18 protein-coding genes are annotated in these 19,144 nt (G+C 38.6%); 15 read left to right on the top strand and 3 right to left on the bottom strand.

All coding sequences use genetic code 11. The features are described 5' to 3' along the window. Window positions 1–30 precede the first annotated feature (30 nt). On the bottom strand, window positions 31–375 hold the full coding sequence (locus H0486_RS11185; RefSeq protein WP_228353082.1) for a hypothetical protein: 345 nt from the start codon (window positions 373–375) through the stop codon (window positions 31–33). Between the two features lie 241 nt (window positions 376–616). Between H0486_RS11185 and H0486_RS11180 the strand changes: the two genes are divergently transcribed. Further along, on the top strand, window positions 617–1,969 hold the full coding sequence (locus H0486_RS11180) for an MATE family efflux transporter (protein WP_330594504.1): 1,353 nt from the start codon (window positions 617–619) through the stop codon (window positions 1,967–1,969). Between the two features lie 212 nt (window positions 1,970–2,181). After that, window positions 2,182–2,757, top strand: coding sequence for a C39 family peptidase (locus tag H0486_RS11175; RefSeq protein ID WP_228353081.1), 576 nt, complete (start codon window positions 2,182–2,184; stop codon window positions 2,755–2,757). 268 nt (window positions 2,758–3,025) lie between these two features. On the opposite strand, the gene H0486_RS11170 is transcribed toward H0486_RS11175, so the two are convergent. Continuing rightward, entirely contained in the window at window positions 3,026–4,033 is a 1,008-nt protein-coding gene (locus H0486_RS11170) for an aldo/keto reductase (protein ID WP_228353080.1), read from the bottom strand. Between the two features lie 200 nt (window positions 4,034–4,233). Here H0486_RS11170 and pdxR point away from each other — a divergent pair, with 200 nt between their 5' ends. Then, window positions 4,234–5,622 (top strand): MocR-like pyridoxine biosynthesis transcription factor PdxR, encoded by a 1,389-nt coding sequence (pdxR, locus tag H0486_RS11165; RefSeq protein WP_228353079.1) that lies wholly within the window; start codon window positions 4,234–4,236, stop codon window positions 5,620–5,622. 120 nt (window positions 5,623–5,742) lie between these two features. Further along, window positions 5,743–6,720: an aldo/keto reductase gene (locus tag H0486_RS11160; RefSeq protein WP_228353078.1), complete on the top strand. Its 978-nt coding sequence runs from the start codon at window positions 5,743–5,745 to the stop codon at window positions 6,718–6,720. A 190-nt stretch (window positions 6,721–6,910) separates the two neighbouring features. Here H0486_RS11160 and H0486_RS11155 read toward each other — a convergent pair whose 3' ends face one another. Then, on the bottom strand, window positions 6,911–8,077 hold the full coding sequence (locus tag H0486_RS11155; protein ID WP_228353077.1) for a serine hydrolase domain-containing protein: 1,167 nt from the start codon (window positions 8,075–8,077) through the stop codon (window positions 6,911–6,913). Window positions 8,078–8,422: 345 nt separating this feature from the next. Between H0486_RS11155 and H0486_RS11150 the strand changes: the two genes are divergently transcribed. The 11 genes from H0486_RS11150 (at window position 8,423) to H0486_RS11100 (ending at window position 19,137) form a co-directional block, all read left to right on the top strand. Continuing rightward, entirely contained in the window at window positions 8,423–8,860 is a 438-nt protein-coding gene (locus tag H0486_RS11150) for a MarR family winged helix-turn-helix transcriptional regulator (protein ID WP_228353076.1), read from the top strand. A 15-nt stretch (window positions 8,861–8,875) separates the two neighbouring features. Further along, complete coding sequence (locus tag H0486_RS11145; protein WP_228353075.1) at window positions 8,876–9,637, top strand: EFR1 family ferrodoxin; 762 nt, start codon at window positions 8,876–8,878, stop codon at window positions 9,635–9,637. A 329-nt stretch (window positions 9,638–9,966) separates the two neighbouring features. After that, complete coding sequence (locus tag H0486_RS11140; RefSeq protein ID WP_228353074.1) at window positions 9,967–11,286, top strand: amidohydrolase; 1,320 nt, start codon at window positions 9,967–9,969, stop codon at window positions 11,284–11,286. A 53-nt stretch (window positions 11,287–11,339) separates the two neighbouring features. Continuing rightward, window positions 11,340–11,879 carry an L-2-amino-thiazoline-4-carboxylic acid hydrolase gene (locus H0486_RS11135; RefSeq protein ID WP_228353073.1) on the top strand — a complete coding sequence of 180 codons (540 nt, stop codon included), beginning with the start codon at window positions 11,340–11,342 and terminating at the stop codon, window positions 11,877–11,879. Further along, window positions 11,863–12,660 (top strand): ABC transporter permease, encoded by a 798-nt coding sequence (locus H0486_RS11130; RefSeq protein WP_228353072.1) that lies wholly within the window; start codon window positions 11,863–11,865, stop codon window positions 12,658–12,660. Before H0486_RS11135 ends, H0486_RS11130 begins: the two co-directional genes overlap by 17 nt. A gap of 30 nt (window positions 12,661–12,690) precedes the next feature. Continuing rightward, entirely contained in the window at window positions 12,691–13,824 is a 1,134-nt protein-coding gene (locus tag H0486_RS11125) for an ABC transporter substrate-binding protein (protein ID WP_228353071.1), read from the top strand. 14 nt (window positions 13,825–13,838) lie between these two features. Then, entirely contained in the window at window positions 13,839–14,624 is a 786-nt protein-coding gene (locus tag H0486_RS11120; protein ID WP_228353070.1) for an ABC transporter ATP-binding protein, read from the top strand. Window positions 14,625–14,734: 110 nt separating this feature from the next. Continuing rightward, window positions 14,735–15,613 carry a nitroreductase family protein gene (locus H0486_RS11115; RefSeq protein ID WP_228353069.1) on the top strand — a complete coding sequence of 293 codons (879 nt, stop codon included), beginning with the start codon at window positions 14,735–14,737 and terminating at the stop codon, window positions 15,611–15,613. Between the two features lie 208 nt (window positions 15,614–15,821). Then, window positions 15,822–16,967: an aldo/keto reductase gene (locus H0486_RS11110; RefSeq protein WP_228353068.1), complete on the top strand. Its 1,146-nt coding sequence runs from the start codon at window positions 15,822–15,824 to the stop codon at window positions 16,965–16,967. A gap of 30 nt (window positions 16,968–16,997) precedes the next feature. After that, a complete protein-coding gene (locus H0486_RS11105; protein WP_228353067.1) occupies window positions 16,998–17,783 on the top strand; it encodes a nucleotidyltransferase domain-containing protein in 786 nt (261 codons plus the stop codon). A 400-nt stretch (window positions 17,784–18,183) separates the two neighbouring features. Next, window positions 18,184–19,137 (top strand): carbon-nitrogen hydrolase family protein, encoded by a 954-nt coding sequence (locus H0486_RS11100; RefSeq protein WP_228353066.1) that lies wholly within the window; start codon window positions 18,184–18,186, stop codon window positions 19,135–19,137. Window positions 19,138–19,144 lie beyond the last annotated feature (7 nt).

Here is a 19,144-nt window from a genome sequence, read left to right as displayed (position 1 = left end):
ATTGAGATATTGCTATTTACTTCTCTTACGCTATGAGATAATGCCGGAGAATAATGGTCTTCTTCTGATCCAGAAGAATACTCTTCGTAATAGACCGAAGATAATACCATAAAAGATGTTGATCACAATGCTGAGAAGTATATATTTTCTTGTAAAGCTTAAGCAATTAAAGTGAACTAATAAATCTTCTACATTGAGTATATCTTGAAAATAATATAAGCCGATAATCATTGTAGTAAAAGTAAACAAATCGAATATGAAAGCTACTCGCCAATCAATTTCAGTTGTTAATCGAGCAAATATACTAAAGAATAAAGCGCCAATTAACCCCGGAACTATTAGAACGAGAAAAAACTGAAAAAGCTGAAATATCATAGTACACCTCCTATTATTATTACTACTATAAAAATATGCTATCATTCACTATAATGTTACAAAATGATTTTCCAAATACCATACGGTAATTTCCATAGCGGCTTACTTTACACCGCATGCAAAGGACAGTATCAAATTAATTAAAGAGTATATTGAACCAGTATTTGAATAAGGTGTATAATGAAACCATAATTAAGGTACTTAGGGAGAGCGGTACGAATTTTAGATACAGGAGAGAAACATGATGGAAAAGACAGCACATTTAACAGAGGGCAGCATAGCAAAAACATTGTTTAAGTTGGCTCTTCCGATTATGGGGACAAGCTTTGTTCAAATGTCGTATAGCCTTATTGATATGCTCTGGGTTGGCAGGATAGGAACAGGAGCGGTAGCCGCAGTTGGTACCGCGGGATTCTACACCTGGCTTGCGAATGCATTCATTCTGATACCCAAGATTGGGGCAGAGGTGGGTGTTGCGCAAGCTACTGGACAAAAAGATATGGTGGAAGTAAAAAAACATGTCAAACATAGTATTCAAATGGGAATCTTCCTTGCACTAATCTATGGATTAGTCATGATAATCTTTCGTAAAGGTTTGATTGGCTTTTTCAATCTTGGTGATGAGGAAATTATCCTTGCTGCAATTGATTACCTTGTCATTGTATCATTGGGATTTGTGTTCTTTTTTATTAATCCGATATTTACTTCCATCTTCAATGGTTATGGGGACAGCAAGTCTCCATTCGTGATTAATTCCATCGGTCTTGTTATTAATGTGATACTTGATCCATTGCTAATTATAGGAATTGGGCCATTTCCAAGATTAGGAGTGATAGGCGCTGCTATAGCTACGATACTATCTCAAGCGATAGCAACACTCCTGTTTGTGATAAAAGCAAGAAAAACATCGGTGATTTTTTCGGATATTTCCTTATTTCATAAACCAGATCTTTTACATATTCGGGTAATCGTAAAGCTGGGGTTACCGGTTGCTGTTCAGAGCGGGCTTTTTACGATTATATCAATGATAGTGGCAAGAATAATAGCAATGTGGGGACCGACAGCGATTGCAGTGCAAAAAATTGGCTCACAGATTGAAGCGATATCTTGGATGAGTGCCGGAGGATTTCAATCTGCCATGAGTGCCTTTATCGGTCAAAATTATGGTGCAAGGAAATGGGAGAGGGTGGACAAAGGATATACAATAGGAATGATCATTGTATCCTTCATCGGAGTGTTTGCCACTGTGCTATTCTTTTTCGGTTCAAGAACCTTATTTTCCATATTTGTTCAGGAGGAGGAAGCGATACTTTATGGAATCCAGTATCTAAAGATAGTTGGATTTTCGCAGTTGTTCATGTGTATTGAGATAACAACAGCCGGCGCATTTAATGGACTGGGCAGGACAACACCGCCATCCATAGTCGATATTGTATTCAACTCACTTCGAATACCTAGTGCACTTATTCTATCGTCGACAAGCCTTGGAATTAATGGAATTTGGTGGGCTCTCAGCATTACCAGCATAATGAAGGGAGTTGTTCTGGCTATGTGGTATATCATCTCGTGTAATAAATATAAAGAAGAGCTATAGATATTATATGTGTTATATGTCCGTATTGGCTTCACCGGACGTATAGTTCCTAGTGCTATTATCCTATCGTATACTAGTCTATATGGGGTGTTATATATTGACATAAAAATACATATAATGTAAGATGTTTATTAGGAATTCCTTTTGGCTTGATCAAGTAATAAATATTTCGAAAGATGTTTTACAAAAAAACAAGAGAAGAAGGTGTTCATATGTTAAAAAAGAGGTTTACAAAATGTATAGCATTAATGCTTGCTTTGCTCTTCGTAGTATTACCTTATCAAAATGCATTTGCTGCTGCCGATTATATTCTTATTCCTGGTGTTGAGCAAGGAGGTCCTACTTGGTGTTGGGCAGCATGTTGCGAATCGGTATTAAGAGGTACTTTTGGCAGAAATATATCTCAGAGTACAATTGTTAGAGATACGAAATCATACATACCAGAAGAAGGTGCTTCGTATTTACAGATAGCACAGGTATTTAATGATTATGGTTATAGCTGTAAAACTAGTTCAAGATTTCTAGATTTTGCAACTGTTAAATCAGAAATAAAAGCTAAAAGACCAATAATCGCCAATTTAGTATTTCGTAATTCCATTGTCGGACATTCTGTTGTAATAACCGCCTGTGATACACGGGATGGTGTAAATTATATTTGGTATATGGATCCCCATACAGGCCGTGAATATATGCAGGTATTTAACGACTTTGTAAGTGGTTTTAAATACTACTTTAATGGACAAAATACATTTTGGAGTACTACAGTTTATGGTTTTAAGAAAAAATAATATGGATTAAGAGAGGTACGAAAGAAGACTGGTACTATAAGGGGATGTTTCATAATACATTTGCGAGGACAATTACTTACCTCACACACAGACGGAAGGACATATTACTTATTTTATATGAATCAGACGAACATAAATATTCGCCTGATTCATCCAAAATACAGCAATATGTTCTTCCGACAGCGCATTATGGTAAGTAATTATCCCCGCTGATGCATTATGAAACATCCCCTTTCTCTATCCGAATTCCTTGCTTCTACTCATGATGCTATGCATTCAAAAGAGTTAGATACTCCTCTGGAATATTAATATTACATGCTTGAATATTTTCAAAATACTGTTCCATTTTACTAAATCCAAGAATTGGAATGATCTGTGGATTATGACGGAGCATCCAGGCAAGAACCAACTGATTGCCTGTAATATTGAGCTTCTGCGAAATATTCTCAATGAGATCCAATCTTCTGCGGGCTTCCTCAGAATTATACAGATGCCAATTATAGTATTGATTTCTCTTTTCCCGATTGGTGTAAATACCCTTAAGTAGCGGTGAGTAAGCACAAAATGCCATTCCTTCGGAGGCTACATAATCAAACATTTCCTTACCGGCATGTGTTTCTGAATCGGCATTTGTTCCCTCTTTCGGATGAATGTAGGAATACTCCGCCTGCAATACACTATATTTCTGAAGATTATGAGCTTCACTTACTTGATTCGCATTTCGGAGTTGATTCGCTGATAGATTACTTGCTCCAAGATATCGGATCTTTCCCGCCTTAATTAACGTGTTCAGAGTATCCATGGTCTCGTCAATGGGCGTATTTTTGTCATAGACATGAGTATAATATAAATCAATATAATCTGTTTTTAATCGGAGTAAGCTGTTATCGATTTCCCGAAGAATGACCTCCTTTGTTAAACCTTCATATTCATCTTTTACTCGATCCCAGTATACCTCACCCTTGGAATTTCTGATGTGATACGGATCCTTAAGGCGTGCACCTACCTTTGTGGCAATAAATAATTTATCTCTGTTCTTTCGTGCCTTCATCCATTCTCCCAGAACATTTTCGCTCTCGTCACCGATAAATTCACCGGTTCCTAACCACCACGCATAGCAATTGGCGGTATCAATGAAATTTCCGCCCATTTCATCATAGAAATGATCGAGAGCTTTGAAAGAAGAGCTTTTATCCATTGCTGTTCCTAACATCATTGCTCCAAAGCAAAATTCACTTACCTTTTCTTTGGTACTACCTAGATTAACGTATTTCATAATACCTCATACCTCCTACTTATGTAATATAGTCGTTCATATACTACTGGATTTATGGTAATATATGAATAATAACAAGAATTGAGTTGTAACATAATTTCATTATTTGTATAATGATGGCTATTATTATATAATTATGAAGAGGAATATAAAGAGCCATTTCACAATTATTTAAATGGTACCAATTCGGAGGTGATAGGATGTATGGATTAGAAATTGATAGATCGAGTCCATTATCAATTTCAAAACAGTTGCAAAATCAAATAAGAAAATCTATCTTAGACGGCAAACTGATTGCCGGAGAACGTCTACCATCCTCCAGAAGTATGGCAAATGAAATGGGGATATCGCGAAATACAGTGATACAAGTATATGAGCAACTTATTGCGGAAGGCTATCTGACTAGTACGGAGGGGTCAGGGACTTATGTTGTAGACATAGGTAAATACACACAATCTTATAATGAAACAATTCTTTATAATAAGAGTGAAGTACATAGGAAAGACAACAGTATTTCCTTTAATGCCGGTAATCCAGACTCCAGTCTATTTCCCAAGACCATATGGTCAAAGCTGTTAAAGCAGGCCTGTATGGATGAGGAAGATGAAACAAACGCTTATTGCAACTTCACTGGAATGGAAAAACTACAAAGAGCGATCTGTGATTATGTATATAGAGTAAAAGGAATTGTATGCGACTATCATCAGATCATAATTACACCGGGAACCTCTGGTGGAGTGGAGCTCATAGCAAAAACCTTCAAAAAGTACTTTAATAAAATGGTACTGGAAGATCCCTGTATCCATTTTGTTATTAATACGTTCTCTAATTATGGATATGAGGTATTGCCTGTATCAGTAGATACGCAGGGAATGCAGGTGGAAGCCTTACACAAAATCCCAAATACGGACTTGATCTATGTGGTTCCCTCCCATCAATTCCCCATTGGAGGCATTCTTCCCGTTGCACGTCGTATTGCTTTACTGCAATATGCCAAAGAGCAAAATGCCTATGTGATGGAAGACGATTATGACTGTGAGTTCCGATATAAGGGTGAGCCAATACAGCCACTTCGAAATCTGGATCCGGAACGTGTTATCTATCTAGGAAGCTTTAGTAAAATATTCTCCCCCTCGCTTCGTATCGGATATATGATTGTGCCACATCATTTATGTGATATTGTGACTCGACAAATGGAACTCTCTAACCAGTGGGTCAATTCCACCTTACAGCTGGCATTGGCAGAATTTCTTGAATTAAAGTATTTGGATAAACACATCTACAAAATGAAGAAGGTCTATGAAAAGAAGCGGTTGCATCTGATCAAATGTATCGAGAAGGAATTCGGAGCTCATGCGAAGGTATCCGGGGAGTATGCAGGTTTACATCTGCTTTTTCAATACGAGAGAAATTTTACAGATCAGGATATTCAGTCGTTAGAAGATGCTGGTGTAATTGTTGACTTTGTGGAGAACTATTCCATAATAAAGGGAAATCATAAAAATGAACTAGTATTGGGATATGGAGAATTAAGTAACAGCGAGATAGAAGAGGGCGTAAAAAGATTAAGAATGGCATTAGAACACTGACGATTTTTTGATCATTAATTGGTACCATTAAATTATGTGAAAAGTGGACCTTGAATAAACCATTACCCGAAATTATTATGTTGGTGTTGATATTACATAGTAACTATCGGGAGGTATAAAATGAAACTTCAAATTAAGCAATTAAATCAAGCTATTAAACCGCTGGGTATGGGATGTTGGGCAATCGGCGGTACTTGGGGGCCGGAAGGTCTTCCTCTTGGCTGGTCGAAAGTGGATGATCAGGAATCAATCAGAGCATTGAGATATGCATATGATAGTGGAATCACATTATTTGATACAGCTGCTACCTATGGGTATGGTCATAGCGAAAAGGTACTAGGCGAAGCGTTACATGATGTGAGAGATAAAGTCATAATCGCTACCAAGTTTGGATGTCCATGTGATGATGTCAAAAAAGTAGGTAAGGGAGAAAGTATTGAAAGAGAATCCATAATCGCAGAATGCCACGACTCCTTAAGAAGACTTCGTACGGACTATATTGATATCTATCAGCTTCATATTCAGTCTGTTACAGTAGAGCAAATTGATGATGTAGTGGAGACCCTTGAAATTCTTAGGGAGAAAGGCTATATCCGTAGTTATGGATGGAGTACTGATTCTCCTGTGAAAGCGAAGGCAATCATGAAATATCCTGCATGTAGTGCGATCCAGTTTGACTTAAATATCTTTGCGAATAACGAAGAAATGATACAGCTTATTGATGAGAATCAAATTATGGGGTTAAATAGACAGCCCTTAGCTATGGGATTACTATCCGGTAAGTATAACTCTGACAGCAGGCTACCGGAAGATGATATTCGTTCCACAACTATGGAATGGATGATATATTTTAATCAGGGAGTTCCCAACAGTCAATTACTAAAGAAGCTGGATGCTATCAAAGAGATTCTCACATCGGATGGACGTACCATGGCACAGGGAGCATTGGCTTGGAACTGGGCAAGAAGCCCGTATATGGTACCGATTCCCGGATTTAAGACAGTAAAACAGGTTGAATCCAACATCAAAGCGCTTGATTTCGGACCATTAACGAAGCAGCAGGTAGAAGAAATTAATAATATTGTAAAAAATAAATAGGTTAACATTCAATTAATAGGCTACACACGAAATCAATAGGGGAGAATAATAAGCAGGGACAATCACTTACTTCACACATCGGAAGAACATATTACTGATTATACATAAGACAGTAACACGCTTCTTTCGATAGTGTATCAGGGTAAGTGATTGTCCCTTCTGATACTTTATACAAGATTCTCTATCTTGATTATATGATCCCTGACCATATCACAGCAGCAGCATGAAATTGAGACTCAATACACCAAACATCATTGATATAGGGAACGAACCAGGCGGCAACCATCTTCTCCGTAGGGTCGATAATCAGGCAACATCCGCCTGCACCCTCATGGAAGTAGGTACCTGGTGTATAGATACTAGCGTCGTTACAGCGCATATCCGGTCCCAGACCACATGGATGATACACCCCTCCTGCATTCCAGCAATAATCCTTGACATCGGGATGTGGATAAATGGTTGTCATCTTTTCAATTGCTTTTCTTCCGAGAATACGATTTCCATCAATGTATCCGCCCTGAAGAAGCATGGTGCCGAAACGGCAGAGATCATACGAAGTCGAATAGAGACCGCCACCAGTTGCAGGGATCTTCTCCCACACGGTTCCTTCATCCGTGTCTATGTAAGTTCCGCCTAATACTTCATTTACCTGCTTTTCCCTACGTTCATGAGGAATGTTCATCCGGGAGATTATTTCCTTCTTACAGTAATCAAAACCAGTATCCTTGAGTCCGCAGGGTTTAACAATATGCTCCATAATATAATCATTGGCAAATTCACCGCTGACTCTTGAGATAATCTCACCCAGAATTACAAAGCCAAAGGTGCTATAAGCCCATTCCACTCCGGGCTTGCAGCGCAGACCACTACGTAAGGAAGCAGCGATCCAGTTGTTACCCTTATCCTCTTGAATGAAATTCCATTGGCTAACTTGATATTTATACTCAAAACAATTGTAATCCGGCTGCAAACCGGAGGTATGGGATAGAAGATGAGCAACGGTAATCTCATCAAAAGGTGGAAAGGAGAATTCCTCGATGATTTCTCCAACCTTTTGGTTCACACGGAGCCTGCCATCCTCAACTAACTGCCAGATAGCTACTGCGGTAAAGAGCTTTGTAATCGAGGCAATTTTCTGAATTGTATCGGGTTGTAGTTCTCTTGAATCTTCTTCACGGAAAGACAATTTTCCGACTGCATTATTCGCAAATACCTTGCCATCCCTCGCCAGACAATAATTTGCGGATAATATCTTTTTCTTTTCAATCAAATCCTCAAAAAAGTGAGTCAGATACTCTACTCGCTTCGGGTCATACCCAACATCCATTGCTGAGTACTCAGTTTTAAGACTTACCATATACGCCTCCCATCTTGCCACCTGGCAACAATTTTATAATGTTACCTCAGATCATCCCGAACCATTAAAAATGCATAATTTTTCCATTGAATATGTTCTGTTATTATACTATATAAAAAGGTGAATGTAAATAAATTGCTAATAATTTCTTGTTGTATATGAAGCTAATCTGGAATATTTACGTCAGCAAATTTCTATTTTAATGTACGCACATTGTTATTGACAGTACATCCTTACTATGGTATATAGTTAATTATATTTAATTAAGTTTATTTAATTAAAATTATTTAACTATAATCACTTACATAGTAAGTAATAGAAAACATAGGGTTATATGGAGGATATATGGAACAGAAATTTTCGTCACTTGTAAATCTATTATGGGAAGCCTGTATACTTAATTTGAATACAATATTAACGGAAGAGGAAGCAAATAAATTCTCGAATAATGATTATTACTATTTACTTGTCATACAATCATTGCAGAAGCCTAATTTCTCACAAATAGCAGAAAAATTATCCATCACAAAACCCGCTGTATCAGTAATCATTAGAAAGTTGATTAGTATGGACTTAGTTAGCAAATCCCAATCAATCGAGGATAAAAGAATATATTATGTTGAATTAACTGATAAGGGAAGACGTATTTTACAGGGAGATAATGCTATATATAAATGGGTTGTAGATAATATAGCGGATATCGCAGCAAATCAAGAAGAACTGCAGGTTGTGGAACGGATTTTTAATGAATTAGTGAAAAGATTGGAGAATAAAGGTAGATAAGGGGGAACAGGAAGAGTGATATTTTATTTCAGTGGAACAGGAAATTCAAAGCATGTTGCAGAGAAAATTGCCAAAAGTACTGGGGAAAGAACCGTATTTATTTCGGAAGACATCATGAAAAAGAATGAAGTATTCGAAGTGAATGAAGAGGAGAGAATAGGTTTTGTATTTCCGGTATATTGGTACTGTATCCCAACCATAATGGAGCGCTTCATTCATCAGCTGAAGCTGCCAGGCTATCGTAACCAATATGTTTATGCAGTGGCAACCTATGGTATTGCTGCGGGGAATGTTATGGATCGTTTATCTCGATTATTGGGCGAAAGGCAGCTCCCACTGTATGGGAAATTCGGAGTTAAAATGGTTGACAATTATGTAGTAGGATATGATATTGCGAAAGAAGAAAAGCGGAAAGTAACCTTAAGGCGGGCTGAGGTTGAAATAGATAAAATCATTACTTTTATAGAACGCAAAGAGAATACTGAGTATCTCAAAAAAGGTATCATCGCATTTGTGACACCGATTACAGGATATGCTTATAGGAAAACAGATCACGTGAAAAAGTTTTATACAACCTCAGCATGTAACGGCTGTGAGCAGTGTGTAAGAGAATGTCCCTGTAATGTAATTCATATGAAGAATGGTGAACTGGTTTGGGAGGGTGAGTGTACCTTTTGCCTCAAATGTATACATGGATGTAAACAGGCGGCAATTCAATATGGTAAATCTACAGAGAAAAGGAAGCGATATCAGTTTTCTCATGATTTAATAAAATAACCTTTCATGATATTAAGAAAAAGAAGGGCGTGTTTCAAAACTAACATTTTTCGTTAGGATTGAAACACGCCCTTCTTTTGAATAAACATATACTTCAAAGCATTAACTTAAGAGAAACAGATGAGGTACGAATTTTGCATTTATAATGTATTTTTAATTTTTTTATTTTTGCTGTTGACAAATGGATTTATATGCCATATAATAATCCGAAATTAAACATATAATTCCTATCAACATAGTATGAAATACTGTTTCTTGTTTATCTCATCAGATGAAGAAACAGTTTTTCAGATAAATCAGGAATTAAACATTCCTAAAAGGAGGGGACCATGAATTCTATTGAACAAAAAATTGTGCAATTAATTGATGAGAATCGAAACACTATTCTGGAATTCGGTAGAGATATTTATAATCATGCCGAACTCGGCTACAAGGAATTCCGTACGTCAGAGAAGTTTGTTTCATTCATGGAAGGATTAAATCTTCCAGTGGAAAAAAATCTTGCCATTACCGGTGCAAAAGCATATTTAAATAAGGAAAAGGCAAGTAATCTATCCCTGGCTCTTATCGGAGAACTGGATGCACTGTGTATTCCACAGCATGCCCATGTGAATCCGGAAACCCAGGCGGCCCACTGTTGCGGTCATCATGCACAACTTACAGGATTGATCGGTGCAGCACTTGCTTTGACGGACCCTGAAATCTCGTCTGCATTGGATGGCCAAGTGATATTCTTTGCTGTCCCCGCTGAGGAGTATGGAGAGGTAGAATTTAAAAACAAATTAGTGGAAGAAGGTAAAATTCAATATGGTGGTGGCAAATGTGAACTGCTCCGTATTGGTGCTTTTGATGATGTTGATCTATGTTTGGCACATCATTCTATAAATGAGGGAATATCCTTCGGAAGTGGAAGTAACAATGGCTTTGTATCAAAGGTAATAAAAATCAAAGGAAAGGCGTCACATGCAGCAGGCAGTCCGGAGAAAGGAGTAAATGCTTTATCAGCTGCTTCCATTGGCTTACAGGCACTTGGGCTTAATAGGGAAACCTTCCGGGATGAGGATTGTGTGAGGGTACATCCGATTATGACAAAGGGTGGTGACTTAGTTAATGTAATACCGGATCAGGTGGTGCTGGAAACCTTGGTACGTGGAAAGACACTGGAGGCCTTTGCCGATGCATCGGCGAAAACGGACCGTTCGTTTAAGGCAGGAGCGTTCGCAATGGGAGCGGGATATCGTATTGAAACGATGCCGGGTTATCTGCCGGGGTTACCACAGCAATTTCCGAAGGAAGTCATTGATATAGCCAAGGAACTTTTAGGTGAAGAAAAGGTTTCTATTGTTGATACAAAGAAACATGGCGGTGGTTCCACCGATGTTGGAGATGTACAACACCTTATGCCGGTATTGACCTTTCATACAGGAGGAATAGAAGGAGGCTTTCATCAAGTTGATTTTGATGTCGTTGATGAGGAAGAGGCTTATATCATTACAGCAAAGATATTTGCACTAAGTACCTATCGTTTACTTCAAAGTAATGCAGTAGTAGCAAAAAACGTAGTGGAAGACTATGAGCCTAAGTTTAAAAACAAAGAAGAATATATCGCCTTTATGAATCAATTCAACTATATCGAAGAAGGAGAATAAGATTATTTATTGTTTATACTATCAACAATTCAAAAAGAAAGGGAGTAAATGGAATGGGAAAGGATAGCTTTAAAATAGAAGGTACTATTGATAAAGAATATGCGGTAAATGAGGTAAGAAAAGCAGCAAGACAATTTGCCCTACTCTATTTTCACTTCAGCAAGGTATTATATGAACAATTTGGATTAGAACAGGCGAAGGAAATTATACAAAGAGTTGTATTCGAACAGGCAGTGGATCGATCCGATCAAATGAAGGAGAAAGCATTGGCTCAGGGCCTTCCGACAGAGACAGTTGAGGATTTTCGCAAAGTGATTGATTTACCATTTCTCGGCTGGGTGCCTGAATGGGGAAAGGACCATTGTCCATATGCGGAAGTATGGAGAGAGTACATAACGAAGTATCCCTGGTTTAGTGAACTGGCAACATTCTACTGTGATGTCATTGATACAACTACAATTGAGAATTTTTCGGGACATTTATCTCACCGGATTACACAAAATGTCATATTGCAGGGCGATAGCTGTAAGAGAGAATACTTTGAGAGTGACAATGTGAAGAAAGGGGAGTATACCTATGGCAGCAAAGATTAAGCCTAGTATAAAGCCAGGGAAAAAGAAATTCACTTTCATCAATCTTTTGCAGGTACTTACTATTCTGGCAATTCTAGTCTATATGCAGGTAGCTGTGGATAGCGGAAGCGTACAAAAGGTATTCCTTGCCTCTCCTTCTTCTATTGTACAGAAGGGCTTTGGCATAATTGCAGATGGAACACTGCTTCCACATCTTTGGGTTACCTTAAAGGAGTTACTGGTTGGATATGGAATTGCATTGGTTATTGGTATTGTATTCGGGTTAATCTGGGTTCTGTTTCCTACCATCGAGGAATATATGAATTTATTCTGTGCAACCATTATGGCAATACCAAAGACAGCCATCCTTCCATTACTCATCCTATGGTTTGGAATTGGTTTTAAATCAAAGGTTATTTTAATTATCCTGTTTAGTGTTTTCACAATCTTATATAACACCGTCACAGGGGCTAAGCAATGTAAAGTGGAGTACTTAAAGGTGGCCAGAGTGTTCCAGGCAAATCGTTTTCAAACGGTATTTAAAGTTATCATTCCATCCGCACTTCCCTCTATATTTAACGGATTACGACTTGCAGCAGCTACATCCTTAACCGGTGTAGTTTTCTCGGAAATGCAGGCAGCGAAGGCGGGGCTTGGTTTTTTACTTTCACAGGCACAATCATTATTAAATACACCAATTATATTCTTTATTATCATTTTAGTAACAGTCATATCTGTGTTACTTGTTAAATTCATTTCTGTAATCGAATATGCGGTTTGCCATAAATGGAGCCGAGTATAAAGATCAATATAAGAAAAAGGAGAGAATTTTATGAAAAAGAAATTAGTAGGACTCATTTTATCTTTAAGTGTTATAGTAGGACTTCTGGCAGGCTGCGGAAATAAAACAGAGGTTGCATCGAGCAAAGAGACTACCGAAAGTCAGACAAATGATACACAGGCGGAAAATACCACGGAGGATATAACAACTCCGGCATCGGATACTTCAGAGGATGCGCAGGAAAGTGCCTCCAATGAGCTGGAACCAATTGTCCTTCGAGCTTGCTTTGCACAGGGTATGACCGGCGCGGTTAATAACTTTGCCATTGAAAAGGGATTTTATAAGGAACTTGGCATCGATTTTGAACTAGTTCAGAACACTTCAGGTAATTCAGGAGTGCTTTCCTTAATTACCAGAGGAGAAATTGATGTAGCCGATGGCGATCCGAGCTCATATATTCCCGGGATATATAACGGAGTACCTGCGAAGCTTGTAGGTAATATGTGGAGATATTCAGGCTGCTATTGGCTTGTCGCTAATAATGAGATCAAGAGCTTTGAGGATTTAAAGGGTAAGACCATAGGTACCCAGGGGGCAGCCGGTGGTATGAAGCTTTCCGTACTTAAAATGCTGGAGAAAAACAATATCAGTGCAGATGAGGTAACACTTGTTGCCAATGGAACCTATCAGGAAGCTTATGCTACATTACAGTCCGGTGAAGTGGATGCTACAATCATTCATAATCCTTATGCAATTCTGGCGGAGGAAGAAGGAATTGGTCATTCATTAGGAAGAGCCTGGGACTATATACCGGATTATTATACAGGAACCATCATTGCAAGTAATGATATTATCGAAAATAACCCGGAAAACTTACAGAGATTTATCACAGCCTACTATCAGGTACATGAGAAGGTGAAAAACGAATACTATGATGAATTTATTAACTGGGCTGCTGAGAAGATGAGCACATCACCGGAGACCATGAGAAAAGCAGTTGAATCAGAAATTGATGTATGGCGTGACTATCCAGTTATTCCTAGTGATCGTATTGAAACAACATTTAATTACTTAAGAGAATATGGCTGGGTTGAAGAGGGTGTTGATTATACGGATACCTTTACCAATGAGTTTGCAATTGTTGCAGCTGAAACATTAGGGCTCACTGATCCGGAGAAAAAATAAGCGAGGTTATCAATATGCCAAAAATAGAAGTGAAGAATATAAACAAATTATATACCAGTTCGGATGGAAATGAAGTTCACGCATTACAGGACATTAACCTGACAATTAATGATGGTGAATTTGTATGTATTGTCGGACCCAGCGGCTGCGGGAAATCTACACTTCTTGAAATTGTGGCCGGTCTCTTAGATGCAACGAGTGGTGAGATATTATTAGATGGAGTTAAGGTTAACGGAACAAGCCGTGATATTGGTGTGGTGTTTCAGGATGCATCACTTTTCCCTTGGAGGATTGTTCAAAAAAACATTACCTTTGGTATGGAGATTGCAAAGATACCTAAGGAAATACAGAACAAACGACTGGAAAAATACATCAACATGGTCAACCTGAAGGGTTTCGAACATAAATATCCTTCCCAGCTTTCCGGCGGTATGCGACAGAGAGTGGGAATTGCCCGAACACTCGCAATGGAACCCAAGGTAATCCTTATGGATGAACCATTCAGTGCAGTGGATCACCTGACTAGATGCTCGTTACAGGAGGAACTAATTCAAATATGGGAGAGAGAAGAAAAGAATATACTCTTTGTCACCCATGATATCAATGAAGCAGTTTTCCTTGCTAACCGAATCATACTTTTAAGTCCGAGACCGGGTAAAATACAACAAATATACGATGTTCCATTTCCACATAGGAGAAATCGTAATTCTAAAGAGTTGGTGGATATTGCATCACAGATTATGATGGATATCAATCGTAACGGAGCACAGATTCCGAGTAATAATTATGGAAACCTATAAGAAACTTAGAAATACACGGATGGAAATATATGATACGTGATATTAGATAAGCTGAGAAAGTAGTTAGTAAATGATAAAAGTATAGAGATTATGAAAGGATGGTAAGAAAGATGTTTCGAGACACAAGTATGGATTATTTATCGAAGGAAGAAGCAAGAGAAATATGGGATAAGAATATGAGATTGACAGATGAAGAATTCTTAGCAATGGATGAGGTGGAGTTTCGTGCAAGGGTTCGGGAACGGTCCCATCATACATTGGAAATCCAAGTCTATGCTACTGCCTACAGAGGGGGTACTTTAAGACCACAACAGGCGGATTACACGAAACACCTATTGGAATTGTGGGTGAAAAGAGGACTTTCAACAGATTTACCGGAGTATCGTTATGCATCATTTCTAGTGAATGCTGCTGACAGATTAGCAAAAGGAGAAAAAGTTAGTTTTGATGAATTCAAGCCTACACCGGTTACACCGGAGATGGAGAAAGCGTTCTTTACCATTGTCAAGGAGCGTCGCTCTGTCCGGGAGTTCACAGACCAGGAGGTGCCGGATGAGCTGATTGATAAAGTGCTGGAGGCGGGTATCTGGGCTGCTCACGGATGTAATGTGCAATCGATCCGTTATATTGTGGTACGGGATAAGAATGAGCCTGGACTATTCCGAGGAAGCGATGTGCCAGGAGGCCCTGTTCATTTAGTAATTTTACAGGATATGCGCTGCTATCGGGCAAATTCTTTCACACCGGTACGTAATCAGTTATTAGATGCAGGTGCAGCCGGACAGAACATTGTACTTGCAGCCCATGCTGTTGGATTAGAGGGTGTATGGCTGACCTTTAGTGAGGAAATGTGCAAGCGTCTGAAAGAAAGATTCCAATTACCGGATTACATACGATTAGTTACCTATGTAGATGTGGGGTATGGGGATCAGACACCTTATGCTCCGCAAAGATGGGATGTTAAGGATACTATTTTGGGTAGATATTAGGAATATAGAATGGAGAAAAGATGAAATGTCTATTATGGACCGTTCATATTTTCTCCATTTTTATTTATGATAGAAAGCTTCTTTGCATCGTTCGTATTTGAATATATCTTCCAATATTTCATTGCTATGACAGGAGGATATTGGTATAATAATTAGACAATCGTTTATTACGTTCAGAGATTATTCAGATACGGAGAGGAGTAGAAATATGAGGTACAGGATGTTGGGTAGGACAGGGCTACTTGTAAGTGAAATTGGACTTGGAGGCGAATGGCTGGAACGACAAAGTGCAGCAGAAGTAAAGGCAGTGATTGATCGTAGTGAAGCATATGGAATTAATATTTTGGATTGTTGGATGTCTGAACCAAATGTACGCTCCAATATTGGTGTAGCGATTGCCGGGAATCGGGACAAATGGATTATTCAGGGACATATCGGTTCTACCTGGCAGAATGGTCAATACGTAAAAACGCGTGATTTGGAAATAGTGAAGGAGGCTTTTGAAGATTTATTAAGCCGACTTCAGACGGATTACATAGATTTAGGAATGATTCATTTTGTGGATGAGGCAGCAGAGTTTCATCGTATTTTAAGTGGAGAATTCATGGAATATGTCAGAGAGCTAAAGAGAAATGGCAAAATCCATCATATCGGACTCAGTACTCATAATCCGGTTGTTGGAAAGTTAGCAGCATTGAGCGGAGAAATAGAAATGATTTTATTTAGTCTGAATCCGGCATTCGATATGCTTCCGGCATCCGAAGATATCAATCTTCTCTTTAGTGAACATTATAATGAGGAACTAAAAGGGATTGCGCCGGAACGAGAAGAACTCTATCAGATATGCGAACGGGAGAATGTGGGCATCACTGTAATGAAGGCATACGCAGGAGGAAGGTTGTTTAGTGCAGAGAATTCTCCATTTGGAGTGGCATTAACTCCAGTTCAGTGCCTTCATTATGCACTGACGCGTCCAGCTGTTGCAGCTGTTATGACTGGCTTCAGCACACCGGAACATGTAGATGCAGCGGTTGCATATGAAACTGCTACTGAGGAAGAGAAGGATTATGCAACAGTACTTGCAAATGCACCTTACCATTCATATTCCGGTCAATGTACCTATTGTGGTCATTGTGCACCATGTCCATCCAATATAGATATTGCAATGGTGAATAAACTATATGATTTGGCACTAATGCAAGAGGAGATTCCAGCCACAGTTAGAGCTCATTATACGAGTCTTTCAGCCAATGCATCGGACTGTATCGGTTGTCAAGCCTGTGAGACGCGATGCCCCTTTGGAGTATCCATAGCCGAAAGGATGGAAAAGGCGGCTCAACTGTTTCAGGCGTAGACTAATTTAGGACATGGAAGGGAGAATTGTATGCTGAAACATCATCAATTAGCAATTGAGACTATAACAAACAAGCTTAAAGTAAGAGACGATGTTCTTGGTATTATTATTGGCGGCTCAATCGCCCATGGATATGCCAGTGAAGATTCAGACATCGATATCATGATCGTTCTATCCGACGAGGATTATCAAAAAGCACTCAAAGAGAATAGAGCATTCTATTATGAGACGGAATCCTGTGCTTATGAGGGCGGATATATCGATGGAAAATGTACCAGCGTAGATTATATGAAAAAGGTTGCCGAATATGGTAGTGAACCAGCAAAATTTGCTTTCCAAGGTGCTTTTATTTCATATTCTGAAATTGACAATTTGGAGCAGCTAATCAGGGATGCCTCCCGTTATCCCGTTGAAAATAAACAGGAGAATATGAATAAATTTTATGCACAATTTGAAACATGGAAATGGTATTACTATGAGGGATTGAGAAAAAAGAATAAATTCCTTATGGATTATTGTCTCTCAAATTATATTTTGTTTGCTGGTCGACTTATACTGACCTATAATGAAACATTATATCCTTCTTATAAATGGTTTATAAGGGTATTGGAATCTGTGGAGAAGAAACCTGATCAATTGATCCAGATAATTAATCAAGTAGTTGAGCACAAAGACAGTGCATCCGTAGAAGCACTATATCAATGTATAATAAATTTCCATAATTGGTATACCCTGGACAGACATTGGACGGAGCAGTTTATGATGGACAATCAACTAAATTGGGTGGATGGAGCGGTTCCCATAGCTGACATTTAATTTATAGGGAAACTATTAAGCTGATTTAGAAGGTTGAGACGATATTAGTATAGGTGCTGTTGCATAATATACGTGCAGGGAATATGACTTACCTCACACACAGACGGAAGTAACACATTGCTGATTTTATATGTCTCAGGCGGACAAAAAGTTCGCCTTATCCATATAAAATCAACAATCTGTTCTTCCGACAGTGCATTATGGTAAGTCATATTCCCTGCACGTATATTATGCAACAGCACCTTTTACTATTCTATAGGATACTAATCTCTGGTAGTGTCCTATAGGTATAGGTGGCTAACCTGCACCGGTCAATCCATCTGATAAAAAGTAATCGACATACAGAACGTTGTTCTGTTAAAATTATTACAGAACAATGTTCTGTAAAGGAGGATTTCATATGAAAATAATAAAGGTTGCTATCATCCAGTTAAAGAATTATTATGAAAATCAGATGGCAGGATACGATAAGGCAACAGCTTTGATTACACGGGCTGCTGATCAAGGCATAAGTATTGCTGTTCTTCCGGAGCTTTCTGGATGCGGGTATATTCCGAACCAATCAATTTGGCAGTATGCGGAACCAGCAGATGGAAAGACAGCGCAATGGGCGTGTGAGCTTTCTGCACAATTAGGAATATATATTGGAGCAGGATTTATTGAGACAGATGGTAAGGATTTTTATAATTCATACCTGCTAAGCAATCCACAAGGAAAAATATGTGGTATAATACGGAAAGAAGATGCAGAAGCCTATTGCTTTAAGCGCAGTAAGGGTGATACATACATTGATACGGATATCGGTAGAATTGGGATAGGAATATGTGCCGATAACCATAATATTGACAGACTTAATAGAATGAAAAGTGCGAACATTGATTTTATGCTGATGCCACATGCGAGCCCCGCACCTTACAAATCTAACACACAAATATCGGAGAGTGACCGGCAGTTATTTGAAGAACAACCTTATACGGTTGCGGCATCCTATTCCAACTATTTGAGAGTACCTACGATTTTTGCTAATGCAGTAGGGACATTTCCAGAATTTATGGGAGGCCTCGGTGTGAAAAGCTATAATCAGAATTTCTGTCTCATGGGTGGTTCATTAGTTACGAATGCAGAGGGTGAGATCGTTTCTAAAATGGGCAGTGAAGAAGGATATGAAGTATCTGCCATTACCATAGGTCCCAACTCTATGACTCCGGTAGTACCTACTGTTTATCATAAAAAGTGGCTCCATCCGGGCAATGCATTGTTTCGATATGTCGTACTACCTATGGTGGTCAGAAAGGGAATACGCAGCTATAATAAAGAACATGTTTTGTATTTAAATACATTACGGAAAGGATAAGAAAGTA

The sequence above is a fragment of the Variimorphobacter saccharofermentans genome, from assembly GCF_014174405.1.
In the GTDB taxonomy this organism is placed as follows: Bacteria; Bacillota; Clostridia; order Lachnospirales; family Lachnospiraceae; genus Mobilitalea; species Mobilitalea saccharofermentans.
This window is presented reverse-complemented; position numbering and strand designations above follow the sequence as displayed.